11 protein-coding genes are annotated in these 14,802 nt (G+C 42.0%); 7 read left to right on the forward strand and 4 right to left on the reverse strand.

Annotated elements, in window-relative coordinates:
- Positions 1–120: 120 nt before the first annotated feature.
- A complete protein-coding gene (locus HCZ11_RS15335) occupies positions 121–606 on the forward strand; it encodes a VOC family protein (RefSeq protein WP_254869163.1) in 486 nt (161 codons plus the stop codon).
- Positions 607–830: 224 nt separating this feature from the next.
- Here HCZ11_RS15335 and HCZ11_RS15340 read toward each other — a convergent pair whose 3' ends face one another.
- A complete protein-coding gene (locus HCZ11_RS15340; protein WP_167658823.1) occupies positions 831–1,808 on the reverse strand; it encodes a catalase family peroxidase in 978 nt (325 codons plus the stop codon).
- A gap of 289 nt (positions 1,809–2,097) precedes the next feature.
- On the opposite strand from HCZ11_RS15340, the gene HCZ11_RS15345 reads away from it, so the two are divergent.
- Positions 2,098–2,496, forward strand: coding sequence for a biopolymer transporter ExbD (locus HCZ11_RS15345; RefSeq protein ID WP_167658824.1), 399 nt, complete (start codon positions 2,098–2,100; stop codon positions 2,494–2,496).
- Between the two features lie 59 nt (positions 2,497–2,555).
- On the opposite strand, the gene HCZ11_RS15350 is transcribed toward HCZ11_RS15345, so the two are convergent.
- The 3 genes from HCZ11_RS15350 to HCZ11_RS15360 are packed head-to-tail and all read right to left on the reverse strand — an operon-like array spanning position 2,556 to position 7,215.
- Positions 2,556–5,579: a TonB-dependent siderophore receptor gene (locus tag HCZ11_RS15350; protein WP_167658825.1), complete on the reverse strand. Its 3,024-nt coding sequence runs from the start codon at positions 5,577–5,579 to the stop codon at positions 2,556–2,558.
- Between the two features lie 8 nt (positions 5,580–5,587).
- Positions 5,588–6,658 carry a FecR family protein gene (locus tag HCZ11_RS15355; RefSeq protein ID WP_130051632.1) on the reverse strand — a complete coding sequence of 357 codons (1,071 nt, stop codon included), beginning with the start codon at positions 6,656–6,658 and terminating at the stop codon, positions 5,588–5,590.
- The gene (locus HCZ11_RS15360; protein WP_130051633.1) at positions 6,655–7,215 is read right to left on the reverse strand and encodes an RNA polymerase sigma factor; all 561 of its coding nucleotides are present in this window, start codon (positions 7,213–7,215) and stop codon (positions 6,655–6,657) included. Before HCZ11_RS15360 ends, HCZ11_RS15355 begins: the two co-directional genes overlap by 4 nt.
- 437 nt (positions 7,216–7,652) lie before the next feature.
- On the opposite strand from HCZ11_RS15360, the gene HCZ11_RS15365 reads away from it, so the two are divergent.
- From HCZ11_RS15365 to HCZ11_RS15385, 5 genes are all read left to right on the forward strand, one after another.
- The gene (locus tag HCZ11_RS15365) at positions 7,653–8,858 is read left to right on the forward strand and encodes an efflux RND transporter periplasmic adaptor subunit (protein ID WP_130051634.1); all 1,206 of its coding nucleotides are present in this window, start codon (positions 7,653–7,655) and stop codon (positions 8,856–8,858) included.
- 14 nt (positions 8,859–8,872) lie between these two features.
- Positions 8,873–12,046 carry an efflux RND transporter permease subunit gene (locus tag HCZ11_RS15370; protein ID WP_130051635.1) on the forward strand — a complete coding sequence of 1,058 codons (3,174 nt, stop codon included), beginning with the start codon at positions 8,873–8,875 and terminating at the stop codon, positions 12,044–12,046.
- A gap of 104 nt (positions 12,047–12,150) precedes the next feature.
- Entirely contained in the window at positions 12,151–12,744 is a 594-nt protein-coding gene (locus HCZ11_RS15375; RefSeq protein ID WP_167658826.1) for a PilZ domain-containing protein, read from the forward strand.
- 84 nt (positions 12,745–12,828) lie between these two features.
- Positions 12,829–13,887, forward strand: a complete 1,059-nt coding sequence (locus HCZ11_RS15380; protein WP_167658827.1) for an agmatine/peptidylarginine deiminase — start codon at positions 12,829–12,831, stop codon at positions 13,885–13,887.
- Positions 13,880–14,773: a carbon-nitrogen hydrolase gene (locus HCZ11_RS15385; protein ID WP_130051638.1), complete on the forward strand. Its 894-nt coding sequence runs from the start codon at positions 13,880–13,882 to the stop codon at positions 14,771–14,773. The genes HCZ11_RS15380 and HCZ11_RS15385 overlap by 8 nt, the downstream gene beginning before the upstream one ends.
- Positions 14,774–14,802 lie beyond the last annotated feature (29 nt).

Below are 14,802 nucleotides of genomic sequence, written 5' to 3' on the forward strand. Positions count from 1 at the left end.
ATCAGGACTAAAAACAGTTTACTGTTTTCGTTCCTCAACATTTTAGCAAACTATTTTTAGCCCATTATTAGGGCGTTAGGCAGTCAATGAATAGTCCGCAACTTTCTGGAGATGGATTTAATGAAGAACAAAATATTGCTTTGTGTGATTTCAATATTCGTGATTTCGGCTTTTTCAAATGCGGAAGAATTGACGAACAATAGGATTAAAACTGAGAGTGATAACATGACGAGAGTAACAGGAATCGGTGGTATTTTTATAAAAGCCAAAAACCCAGAGATGCTCCAAACTTGGTACAAAAAACATCTTGGTATAGATGTTCAGGTTTGGGGAGGAACATCCTTTAAGTGGGTTGACGGCGAAGGAAAGCCCTACGCTGGAACGACAGCTTGGATGATTGGAAACGGCGAAAACTTTAAGCCCAGCAACTCATCTTTTATGGTTAATTATCGAGTTGCCAACTTAAGTAAGCTATTAACCGCACTTCGCGACGAAGGTTGTAATGTTCTGGATGAAACCGACGAATCAGAATTTGGCAAATTCGGTTGGGTAATAGACCCTGAGGGAAATAAGGTAGAGCTTTGGGAGCCTCCGGTTGGAGAATAATGCCTAACAAACGCCTCAAGAACGAATGCAAACAGCTTGGCTTGCGCTCGTTCCTCGCTAATTTTAGCCAAGCAATTTGCACCGCTTAGGCGGGCGATACCGAATGAATACTATAACGCGCTTTTGTCCAAAAACGAGTTTACCCGACAGTCTGCTATTAACTCATACACACCTGTCAAGTTTATTAATTCCTTTTAATCAAACCTGACAGATACACTTAAGACTTATTGCCCCGTTAAACGCTTTGCAAATGAAATCGCATAAGCTGTTGAGCGTAATTTAAGTACTTTGTCATCACTTGGCTTAAACCCTTTAGACAATAGATTTGGGTCATAATTAGTGAGGTCACAACCTGATTCACCTGTGGATTCTATGGTGAGCTTTCCTAAATTAATTGTTTTGCGATCAGCGGGCCAACGAACTGAAGGATCCGTTAACGCATCACCGGGCTCGGCTAGTTCAGCTTGAAAACGATAATGAACCTTGCCTTTCGCTAATTCCTCTTCAAGTCGCTTAGCCAGAAATGATTTTGGTAAGGTTTTCATTTGCTCTTCTGTTAGCACCTGTTCTGGCTCTTCTGGCACCATAGTCCATCTAAAGGCATGCTTAGCGCCCTTTTCATCAACCATGTAAAAGGTATGCACACCAAAATACCGCGAAGACACATACGACGCTGGCGGGTTATGGCTTTGTAGCCAATTAAACAGCCCTAACGTACTCGGGTTTTGCTCTCTGTATGCTTTCACTTTCGCAAAATCGATTTTCCCTGTTTTCTCGTCAGGTAATAAGGTACTTAGCAAACCAAAAAACGCTTCTGGGCTGTTACCAGCAAACACTGGCGTAGTTAGCCCTGCAATATTGTGTACATCACCATTTTCTAGCATAAACTGCACCCCCATTCCTCGCGGCGAGCGTGATGTTTCATCAGCATGAGGGTTACCACCGCCCATAGAAAAGCGAATATTCGCTTTTGACGGTGCGTTAAATAAAGGGCTGATTGAATACTGTTTTGCTGCTTGATTAGGTGTAAATGTGCCGACAGCGCACACACCTTTGGCGTGACCTTTCCTAATACCAGGCTGCTTACCTGAAAGCTTCTCAAATAAATTAATAAAATCTTGCCCGTTTACTGGTTGCTCAGCAAAACTTGCTGTTGGTAAAACAAGGCACATGGCACAAACTAAAGACTTAATTTTTAGCATTTATCCATCCTTTAAACTTAGTTCCAACACAGATGACCTGACTAACTTCATAATGATTTCATCAAAGTTAATAAATATTTTTACCAACAAAAACGCTACAAACATTTAATAAACTTAGAATATTTATTTAACTACAGTATTTTTAAAAGCTGCTAACTTTAAATTTAGGATCCTAAAAACTGCTGTGGCGCCCAGCATTTTAAAAATAATCCGTGTTCTTAGCACGACTATGGCTAATCCACTTAATTGTAAATTTTGTGGCTTGGTCAAAAACAACAAGGACCTAATTATGGTGAAACAACATAAAAAAACCACTGCAAACGCTGATGTAGATATGACCCCTATGCTTGATATTGTGTTTATCTTGCTAATATTTTTTATCGTAACAACCTCGTTTGTTAAAGACCGCGCTATCGAAGTCAATCGCCCTTTAGCAAAACCAAGTCTTGATAATCCCAAAAAACAAGCGCAATTTACTATCACTGAAAACGACAGTATTTATTTTGCAAATAGACTTATAACACCAGAGCAAATAATCGCTAACCTTGCGCTATTTGCCGCTCAGTTTGAAATGACCAATGTGCAAGTAACAGCAAGTGAGCAAAGCAGCCACAAAACCTTGGTTACTTTGCTTGATAAAATAAAACAATATCAAGATGTTCCTATATCTATAAGCACATCTTTATAACTAAAAAAGGGCCTAACGGCCCTTTGCAAAGTTAAATAATAAAGGAATCTAAAGGGAGTTTAGAACTTGTACTCTGCACCTACGTAGTAGTACGCACCGTTAAAACCAAATGGTGCAGAACGACGTGAATAAGTGAAGACACCCGGACTTGAAACAATGGTGTTGCCACTTGCATCAACAATCGTACCCGAGCGTGAATTACCAATAGTGTTCTTATCTGGGTAAACATCAAATAAGTTATTTGCACCAATGTTAAATGACAGGTTTTCGTTAAAGAAGTAGTTAACTTTAACATCAGTTAAGATTTCAGCACCGTATGTTTGACGACCACCATCTTCAACTGTGTATTCGCCGTAACGATTTAGAGATAGGTTTACAGTCCAATCTTCTAAACGGTAAAGCGCACTTAAGTTAATGCGGTCTTCTGGTTGCCATTCTTCGATAATTGACGTTTCTTGTGCAGAAAACACATCTTCTACCGGAATAGTCTCAAGACCACTGCCTGATGGCGTGAATAAATCAACTACATCTGTTTTAGTGAAGTTAGCAGCAAAGGTGAAATCTAGCGTACCGCCAAGGCCTTCTGTGTTCCATGTGGCAACTAAATCAACACCTTCGGTTTCAGTATCGGCACCATTTAAGAAGAACTGACCCGCACCTGCGCCTGAACTTACAAGTGCAGCATCTAGCGTATCTGATAAACCTTTACCTAAACGGTTAGAGATAACGATACGGTCGTCGATATCAATCGAGTAGTAATCAATGGTTAAATTGATATTGTCGGTTACGTTATACACAATACCTAAACTACGGTTTTGTGATTTCTCTTCTTTTAACTTAGGAATACCAATTGATTGCGCTAAGGTACTGTCGTTTCTGAATGTACCTACTTGCTCAGCCACTAAGCTGCCATCATCACCTACAACAAACTGTGTACTTACGTTATTAAAGTAAAGCTGTTGCATAGAAGGCGCTCTAAAACCTGTGCTTAGTGCACCACGTAACGACACATCTTCAGTCACAGACCAGTTACCCGCTAACTTAAAGTTTACGGTATCACCAAAGCCTTTGTAGTTATCGTAACGTACCGCACCTGAGATAATCACATCATCAATAACATAGGTTTCTGCATCCATATAGAATGAGATCACATCGCGTGACTCATCAACAGATGATGCCGGATCTGAACCACCAAAACCTTGCGTACCACTTGCAGCATCAACACTACCTACCCCACCATTTAAACCTGAGTAGATGCTCATACCATCAAGAGTGTCGTAATCACGGTATGCGTATTCGCTACCTTCAAGAATACGGAACTCATCAGTACGAAGCTCTGCACCCAGTGCTAATGAGAAATTATCGTAGTCTTTGGTGTAATCAAGGTTAAGTGTTTGAAGTGATAATTCAAGGCCATATGCATATGCTGAACGGGGGATAGTGGCACGAATTTCTGCCGCGCTTAAACCTTGGTTATAACGAAGGTAGTTAGCGTATGAGCCATTGATAGTGTCACTTGTTGTGTAATCAATGCTGTTTTCGCCATAGGTGTACGATAAATCAATGCTTGAATCATTATCGAACGACTTTTTAAAGCCAACATTGTAAGACACGTCATCAATAACGGTATTAATTTTCGGTAAGAATCCCATAGGAATGGTTGCATCACCATCTTGTAATACAGGGTTACCATTGGCATTTGCGTTGTGACGGAAAAACGCAGCTGATTCATTTTCACGATTTGAATAGGTGATAAAACCATATAACTCACCACCAGCAAGTTCATAGCCAGTGTTGATAGTTAAAGCAAATTGCTGTGAATCTGCATCACCAATTCTAAACGTATCACGAGGTGCGGTTAACTCACGCGGGTCGCCTGCTAATAGCGTCCCGTCATCAAGTTCAGTACAGCCGTAAAATTGACATGAGCCATGAAGACCTGCACGGTTTGTTGGCGCACGATCACGGTAGTTAATTGTGGTATTTAAATACCCATCATCACCTAGTGCAAAACCTTTATTGAAATCAACATTTACTGTTTCACCATCACCTTCTGAATACTCACCGTAGTTGATGGCCGCTTTACCGCCCTCTTCAGCGTCTTTTAATACGATATTAATAACACCTGCAATGGCATCTGAACCATATTGCGCAGCAGCACCATCACGTAATACTTCAATGCGTTTAATAGAAGCCGCAGGGATAGCATTCATGTCAGTCCCTGCCGTACCACGACCCACAGAGGTATTAATGTGAATAAGGCTTGCTTGGTGGCGGCGCTTGCCATTGATAAGAACTAAGGTTTGATCGGGCCCTAAACCGCGTAGTGTTGCAGGGCGAAGTGCATCAGTACCATCACTGATAGACGAGCTTGAAAAGTTAAAAGACGGTGCAATAGCCTGAAGCATACGGCCTACTTCTGTTTGGCCTGTATTCTCTAGTGCTTCGGCACTTAAAATATCAACCGGAACCGGTAAATCTTCAACCGAGCGTCCTGCTACACGGCTACCGACAACGGCAATTTTTTCGATGTTTTTTTCTGCTGATTGATCTTCTGCTAACGCTTGCGTATTGGCGGCAAGCAGTAATGGCACGACTGCAGCGCTGACCCCTGATACTTTGATCATGTTATTATCTATCCTATCTACTTGTTTGAGTTTTATACTCAGCAAGCCTTGATGATCAACAACCGCATCGAGCTCAGTGCCTTCGAGCATCGCATTGAGTGCATCAAGTTTGGTGTAAAAACCAAACACAGATTGCGCTTGATATTGCTTCGCTAGTTCGAAAGAAAAAATGACTGTTTGATCTGTTTGCTTTGCAAATTCGATTAACGCCAAATCAGCTCGTTGCGCTTTGATGTCAAATTGCAGCATTTGTTTTTCAGCCGCTATTGCTACTTGGCCTGTAGTGAGGCCATAAATAACAAAAGAGGCAGGTAACAACCGCAATTGCTTACTGCGCAATTTAAACAAACAAGTGAGGAAGAAAAATCCGCTATGTAAATTTAACTTTTTTTTAATTAATTTTTTGTGACGAGAAGGTGGCGCATAATTAACATCATTATAATTGCGTATTCTCATAGGCAGAACTAACCTTTTGCAGCGATCGTTAAGCTAACACGATGTTCACCTAAACGTTGATGTTCTACACCTAAGTTGGCCTGTAATGAGTCAAGCAAACCTTTAATGTCGCCTGTTTTAAACACCCCAGCTACTTTCAAAGAGGCAAGTTCTGGGTCATTTAGCTCAAAACGCGTGGCTGTATAACGACTCACCTCTTGCAGAGCTTCGTCTAGAGACTCACCATTAAAAATTAACATTTCTTGTTGCCATGCCAAGTCGCGTTGGACGTCATCAACAGATAACTGCTTAATTGGCGCTGTTTTACTTTGTTTTATTAGTGCCTTCTCGCCTGATACAACCACATTCGCTTTAAGTGCTTTTATATCTGCGCTGTTATCTGAAGCATCTTTTAAACGATTAAAATCACTGGCATCAACCTGAGTACTCGGATCAGTAATCATCACTTTGCCCTCAGTCACAACTAACTCTAAGTCTGAGGCAGAGTTTCGCTGAACATTAAATACTGTGCCAAGTGCAGTAAAAGATTTATCACCAGCAATTACGGTAAACGGACGACTAGGATCTTTAGCAACATTAAAACGCCCTTCACCACGGCTCAGGATCAACTGACGACGATCGCCTGAGTAAGCAACTTCAAGTTTAGTATTGGTATTGAGCTGCACAATAGTGCTGTCTGGCAGAACAAATTCAGCTTGCTCGCCGACTTTAGTGCGATAAATTTTGGTAAATTTGGCATAGTCGTTTTCTTCACTTTGCCAGTAGCTTGAATAGATAAGCATAATACAACCAAGCAGCATCACTACTAAAAAGCTCGCAGCAGTTGCCATACCAAACACTGCAGGTTGTTTTTGCGGTGCTTTATAAGGGAACATACTACTTAACTCATTGAGCACGCTCATTTCATCCCATAAAGTCGCAAGTTCAAACAATGCTTCTTGATGAGCTGTGCTTTGATGAGCCCACATGTGCAATTGTCTCACTTCGTCTTTAGATAAACCGCGATCAATTGCACTTATCCATTGACTCGCCTGCTCTTGAATCATTTCTTTTGATGAAAATGGATGGACATTACTCATTTGTTCACCTCTTTTGCAGTGAACTCAGTGGTTGGGTTAAATGTCTGGGGTTGTACGTCGTGTGATTTCATTGCTCGGTGAACATGTAATAAGCCTTTGGCTATATGTTTTTCAACAGTACTTTCGCTGAGTTCCATTTTAGCTGCAATTTCCTTTTGGCTTAAGCCATAGACTTTTTTTAAGATAAAACATTTTTTAATTTGAGGGCTTAATTCGTTAGTCACTCGGCAAAAAAACAAAAAACGTTCTTTTGAGGTCACTTCATCTTCAAGTGCCATTGAACGCATGTGATGCTCAACCTGTTGTTGTTCATCTAACGATTCTTTGTATTTATTGTCCCATTTAGCAATGTGATTTAGTGCCAAATGTTTAGCCGTTTTCAGCATGTAACTGTGAGTATATTCGATATTTTGTTTAAGATCAGCTTCATAACTTTTTATAAACGTCTCTTGCACAATATCTTCTACATCATCAGGGCTGACAATACGTGATACAAAGCGCCTAAGTTTGCTCGATATCTCAGTAAAAGCGGTGATAACCCCAGTTTGATCTGTCATCCTTAACTCACCTTTATTATATTTTTATTGCTTTAGGGTACGAGATTTCATTTTAATTACAAGCCATTTGTTAATTTTTTGTACCCTTGGTAAACAAAGATTTTATAAACTCATTAAAATTTTCTGTTTTAAGCGTCATAAGCTTGCTCTACTGTTTCAAAAATCATGCTACTTCATCCACCTCGACTCACTATTTGGCTATATTTTTTATTAACTTCCACCTCCTAAATCGGTTTTTAGTTTGAATACATTAAGCGACTTAGTGATGGGCTAAATTAAGTCATCTTTTGGTTTTAAATAAAAAGTAAACTACAGGGTGTACCTTTTTCTTTTTTGGGTATAAACTAAACGACAAATGAATATGCATAATTTCGTCTTTCGTGTTTGTTTGACTATTTCTATGCATACCTACTTAACAATTGGACTGTGGAGTAAACATGCGTCTGCCTTTCGCACCTGCCAAATTATCATTATCTGCGTTGTTACTTGTGTCTGCACCCTTGCTACTGCAAGGTTGTTCTGAAGCGCCAGAGCAGCAACAGGGTCAAATGCACCCAGCAGCTGTCGCTACTATGACTATGGAAACACACGATGCACCTTTTACTATTGAGCTGCCAGCAACGCTGTCTGGTTCAAAAGAAGTTGAAGTTCGAGCCCGTGTTACCGGAATCCTTGAATCACGTAACTTTGAAGAAGGTCAGCGTGTCGAACAAGGCCAATCTCTGTTTACTATTGATCTTGAACCTTACCAACTTGCGGTTGATCGTGCGCAAGCTGCACTTGATGGTGCAAAAGCAGCGCTTGTTCAAGCTGATCGTGACGTTAAACGATTAGCTAAACTACGTGCCGAAAAATCTGTTTCACAACGCGATTACGATAACGCTAGTTCAGCTAATGATATTGCAAAAACTGATTTAGCCGCTGCAAAGGTTGCGTTAAAAGAAGCCCAACTTAATCTTGAATATGCGCAAGTGAAAGCCCCTGTCGCAGGTGTAATGGGACGTGAGTTTGTCTCGGAAGGAACTTATGTTTCTGGCCCAGATTTACTACTGACTCAAATGACTCAGTTTGACCCTATTCGTATTCGTTTTGGCTTATCTGAGCGTGAACAACTGCAAATGCGTCAAGATGTTAAAAATGGCTCACTGACGTTACCTGAACAAGGTCACTGGAAAACACAAATTAAACTCCAAGACGGCTCTTTATACGGACAAACCGGTGAAGTTAACTTCTCTGATGTGCGTATTAATCCAAACACAGGTACCAGTGAGTTTCAGGCAATTATTCCTAACCCAGATTTTCAACTTCGCCCAGGCCAATTCGTTCGCGTTGAGTTAAGTGGTGCAGTACGTAAAAACGCTTTCATCGTTCCGCAACGTGCAGTGCTCGATAACGGCACGGGTAAGTTCGTTTATGTTGTAAGTAAAAACGAGCAAGGTATGGATGTCGCGTTACCTGCCCCTGTCACTGTGGGTGAATGGATCAAAAAACCAGAAAACGAGCAATACCAAAACTTTTGGTTAATTCGCAGTGGGTTAAAAGAAGGCGACCAAGTTATTGTTGATGGCATGGCGCGTATTTTCTTCCCGGGTATGCCAGTAAATGTTGGCAAGCCAGCCGCTAACTCAAGCCACGCAGAATAAGCACAGGGAGTCTTATGTTTTCTCGTTACTTTATAGACAGACCCATTTTTGCGTTTGTTATATCTATTGTTATTGTGCTTGCGGGCCTTGCTGCGATGCGCAGTTTACCTGTAGCGCAATATCCTGAAATTGCGCCTCCGGTTGTACAAGTGACCGCAGCCTATCCGGGTGCATCCGCCAGTGTACTTGAGCAAACGGTTGCCACACCGATAGAAAATGCCATTACTGGTGTTGAAGGTATGATGTACATGTCATCGACTTCAACCAGTGCAGGCTCGACCACCATCGAAGTAACCTTCGAAATTGGTACTGATGTGGACCAAGCAGCTGTAAACGTGAATAACCGTGTAAAGCAGGTTGAAGCGCGTTTACCTGAAGAAACTCGTCGCCAAGGTGTAGTTGTCCAAAAAGGCTCTTCTAGCTTTTTACAAGTGCATGCCTTTTACTCTCCTGACGGTACACGCTCGAGTTTATGGACTTCAAACTATGTCACCATGAACGTGCTTGACCGTGTTAAACGTATTCCGGGCACCACCAGTGTGCAAATTTTTGGTGCTAAAGATTACGCGATGCGTATTTGGCTACGCCCTGATGTAATGAGCCAGCTAGGGGTTACTGTTGAAGAAATAGCAGGGGCAATCCGAGTACAAAACTCGCAATATGCTGCAGGTAAAATTGGTGCGACACCAACTACTCAATCTCCACAAGAGCTCGTTTACAGTGTGACTGCACAAGGTCGTTTGTCTGAGCCTGAACAGTTTGAAAATATCATTATTCGTTCAAATACCGATGGCAGTAGCTTACGCTTAAAAGACGTAGCACGCGTTGAGCTAGGTTCGAAAGATTATAACTTCAAAGGGACAATTAACGGTAAAGAAGCAGTACTATTAGGTATCTTCTTGCAACCGGGTGCCAATGCTCTTGATGTAGCTGAAGAAGTAAATAGTGTTATCGAAGAAATGAAAAGCCAATTCCCTACTGGACTTGCACATTTAACTTCGTACGACACAACCCGTTTTGTTGAAGTATCAATTCGTGAAGTAGTAAAAACACTACTTGAAGCCATGGTATTGGTATTCTTAGTGGTGTATTTATTCTTACAAAACTGGCGCGCTACCCTAATACCTACCCTTGCAGTGCCAGTATCGCTACTTGGCACGTTTGCCGGCATGTATATGCTGGGATATTCAATTAACTCACTCACCTTATTCGGCATGGTGTTGTCGATTGGTATTGTTGTTGATGATGCCATCGTGGTACTTGAAAACGTTGAACGTATTATGCATGAAGAAGGACTCGGTGCCAGAGACGCAGCTGTCAAAGCTATGAGTGAAGTAAGTGGCCCTGTTGTAGCTATCGTTCTGGTTCTGTGTTCTGTGTTTGTGCCAATTGCGTTTTTAGGTGGCTTAACAGGTGAGTTATTCCGTCAGTTCGCTATTACTATTTCGATTGCTGTGAGTTTATCGGGCGTGGTCGCCCTAACGATGACGCCTGCTCTTTGTGTACTTATTTTAAAACAAGAACACAAGCAAACAGCCCGCTTCTTCTTATGGTTTAACGCTATGTTTACCAAGATAACTGGCCGTTATGTGGGGGCTGTTGGTTTTATGGTGCGCCGCGGTCTTTTAGGTGTAATCTTAATGACGGGTATGATTGCTGCAACGATTGGCCTTTGGCAAAACACCCCAGGCTCGCTTGTACCCGATGAAGACCAAGGTTATTACATCTCTGCAATCTTTTTACCTGACGGTTCATCACTTGAGCGTACCGAGGAAGTAACGCAACAAGTTGTAAAAGCAGTACAATCAAACCCAGCTAACGAAAACGTCGTTGCGTTTACAGGCTTTGATTTTATCGGCGGTGGTTACAAAAATAGTGCTGCGACTTTATTCGTGACACAAAAGCATTGGGATGAACGCGAAGTTGATACCAAAGCACTTGTGCAAGAGCTATTCATGAAAACGGCGGGTATTAAAGAAGCACTCGTACTTGCCTTTAATCCACCTGCTATCTTTGGTTTAGGTAACACTGGTGGTTTTGAATTTTACATTCAAAACAAAGGTGATAGTGACCCAGACAAACTTCAACAAGCGATGCAGTTAATGACAGCAGAAGCGCAAAAGAGCCCAATCATCAGCGGCCTGCAAACTCTTTGGCGCCCTGATGCACCGCAACTTCGTGTTGATGTTGACCGAGAACAAGCGCGTGCCATGGGTGTAGAAATTGATGATGCGTTCACCGCCCTTGCAGGTAACTTAGGTACTTATTACGTCAACGACTTCAATAAATTTGGCCGCGCATGGCAAGTCCTAATGTCTGCAGATGCTGAATTTAGAATGAAACCTGATGACATTGGCCGTATCTATGTTAAAAACAACCAAGGTACTATGGTGCCGCTTTCAGCCTTTACCACTATCGAGTATAGCCGTGGCCCTGAAAACTTAAATCGTTATAACAACTTACCAGCAGTTAAACTAATGGGTAATGCAGCACCTGGTTTCAGTTCCGGTCAAGCTATCGCTGAAGTTGAACGTATTGCAGAAGCTGTCTTACCGCCAAATATGACCTACGAATGGACGGGCTCTGCATTCCAAGAAAAACGCAGTTCGGGTACCACAGGGATTGCCTTAGGACTTGCAGTGATCATGGTGTTTTTGATTTTAGCAGCCCTTTACGAGCGTTGGTCATTACCACTGTCTGTAATGCTTGCCCTGCCATTTGGTACCTTTGGTGCACTAATAGCCGTTTGGGTGGTTGGCATGACAAACGATGTGTATTTCCAAATTGGCCTTGTCACCCTACTCGGTCTTGCCAGTAAAAACGCGATTCTTATCGTTGAATACGCCTTAATGAAACATCAACAAGGCTGGAGCGCTAGTACTGCTGCACTTGAGGCTGCACGTTTACGTTTTAGACCAATCATCATGACTTCACTTGCTTTCATTTTAGGCGTTGTACCTTTAGTACTTAGCTCTGGTGCAGGCGCTGGTGCCCGTCATAGTGTTGGTACAGGTGTTATGGGCGGTATGATGGCAGCCACATTCTTAGCTGTATTCTTTGTACCTCTGTTCTTTTATTGGTTAACGGCACGTAAGTTAACTGAAAAACGCTCAAGACAAGAGCTTGCTGATGAAATAGCACACCATCACCAACAAGAACATGTCAAAACCCAAGAGGGTAATCTTTAAAAAATGAAGGGCAAACAATGAGTTTGCCCTTTTTTTGCTTATTTGATTACTAGCAATTTGCAGCTTCGAACGCTAGTATTAAGGAAAGATGTGTGGAGTGCAGCATGAATAATCAAAAATTAGCCGAATTTGAACAATTTTTTCAAATTAACGAGAGCAACCGTGTCAATTTGTACCCGGTTGAACCAAGTGCTGTGCCAACAACCAATGCTGAGCTCGAGGCCGATATTCCTGCTTTATTCAAACTTGCCAACGAAGTAAATGAGCTTGAGCAAACGAGCTTACGACCACTACGTAATCTAGGTGATGTTGCACAAGAATTAGCAGCGTTTTTACAGGCGCAGTCTCGTAAAATCGATTTAATCATGAGTCATATCTTAGCCTCTGAGCAACCAGACGATAACGCAAACTATTGCGACAGTTACGGCGGTGGTGGTGTAAAGCTTACCTCATCTGAGGTCTATGAATTAGGTCAAACATTTCGCACTAAGTTGTTTTTACAACATGAGGCGTCAGCTATTTATTGCTACACCGAATTAGTGGCGATTGAAAAATGCGATGATGATAAATATCAATACACGTTATTGTTTACTGCTATTCGTGATGCTGACCAAGATTTAGTCGTTCGAGCGGCCTTACACGCACAAACACGCCAACTAAAAAAACGTCAACAAGAAAACAATCCGCAAGATAGTTAAAAATCGCGCTTTATCGCGCACAAAAAGCTGACATCTATGGCTAAAATGCTAAACTAGCCCCACCTTAGTTTGTTTATTACCTTCATGAAATTTAGACTTTTACCTGAATGGGCTGAGCAAGATGCCGTTATGCTCACTTGGCCTCATCTAGACACTGATTGGGCAGCAAATTTAACCGCTGTTGAGCCTGTGTATGTAGCGCTTTGCCAAGCAATTAGCCAACAACAAGATGTTGTTATCGTGGCCCATGATAATGCCCTAAAAACACATATTGCAGCTTTACTTGCAAAAGCTGATGTCGATGCAAGTCGCATTCACTTTGTGGTGACACCGTGTAACGATACCTGGGCACGTGACCATGGCCCATTGACCTGCGCGAATATTGATGACGCAACCCAATTAAAAGTGATGGATTTTATTTTTAATGGCTGGGGCAATAAATTTGCAAGTGATCTCGATAACCAAATTAATCAAGTGCTTGTAAAGCAAGTCGCTAATCCTAAAAATGCTTATCAGCAAAGTGAGCTGGTTCTTGAAGGCGGCGGCGTTGAAATTAATGAACACGGCGTGCTACTCACAACCAGCGAATGCTTATTAAACCCAAATCGTAACCCAGAACTTACAAAAGCGGATATAGAACAAACGCTTGTTGACCAACTAGGGGCTACTTCTTTCCTTTGGGTTGATCACGGTTATCTTGCTGGTGATGATACCGATAGCCATATTGATACGCTGGTACGTTTTGCACCAAACAACACCCTAGTTTATGTGCAGTGTGATGATAAAAATGATGAACATTTTGCTGCCCTTGATGCCATGGAAAAGCAACTGCAATCATTTAAAACCGCTAACGGTGAAAGCTATGAGCTTATTGCCTTACCTTGGCCAAAAGCGGTATTCAATGAAGACGGTGAGCGACTACCAGCCACATACGCTAATTATTTAATCATCAATAAAACCGTTTTAGTGCCAATTTATGGTGACGAAAACGACCAACTTGCACTTGGTCAGGTTGCCAAAGCATACCCAGACCACACTGTTGTTGGTATTAATTGCCTGCCAATTATTCACCAATTTGGCAGCTTACACTGTATTACAATGCAATTACCGCGCGGCTTTTTAGCAGGAACAAACAATGACTAAACCAACGCATTTAAAGGTTGCTCTTGTTCAGCAATCAAACACCGATAATGCTCAAGACAATATGGCAAAATCGATTGCAGGTATACGCGATGCAGCAAGCCAAGGCGCTAAGCTTATTGTTCTTCAAGAGCTACACCGTAGTTTATATTTTTGCCAAACCGAAGATGTAGACGTTTTTGATTTAGCAGAAACAATTCCGGGCCCAAGTACAGATACCTTAGGCGCACTTGCCAAAGAGTTGAATGTGGTGATTGTGTCATCATTATTCGAAAAACGTGCGACAGGTCTTTACCACAATACCGCTGTGGTGCTTGAAACTGACGGCAGCATTGCCGGTAAATACCGCAAAATGCATATTCCTGATGATCCTGGCTTTTACGAGAAATTTTACTTCACACCTGGTGATTTAGGTTTTCAGCCTATTCAAACGTCTGTTGGTAAATTAGGCGTATTAGTGTGCTGGGATCAATGGTTCCCTGAAGCCGCACGATTAATGGCAATGTCGGGGGCTGAGATTTTAATTTACCCAACTGCGATTGGCTGGGACCCTCGCGATGAGAAAGACGAACAAACACGTCAAAAAGACGCGTGGGTTATTTCACAACGCGCTCATGCCGTTGCCAATGGCGTGCCTGTGATCAGCTGTAACCGTGTTGGCCACGAAAGTGATCCAAGCGGCCAAAGCGAAGGTATTCAGTTTTGGGGTAACTCTTTTATCGCGGGCCCACAGGGTGAGATTCTAGCCGAGGCTAACAACAGCGATGAACAATTGTTAGTTGTTGAATTAGACCAAGCACGTAGTGAAAACATACGTCGAATTTGGCCTTACCTTCGTGATCGTCGTATCGACCACTATCAAGACCTAACTAAGATTTATCGAGACTAAGCAGTAAAAACAGTTTAAAGGAGTAGTAA

The sequence above is a fragment of the Pseudoalteromonas sp. HF66 genome (genome assembly GCF_011806445.1).
Classification (GTDB): domain Bacteria; phylum Pseudomonadota; class Gammaproteobacteria; order Enterobacterales; family Alteromonadaceae; genus Pseudoalteromonas; species Pseudoalteromonas apostichopi.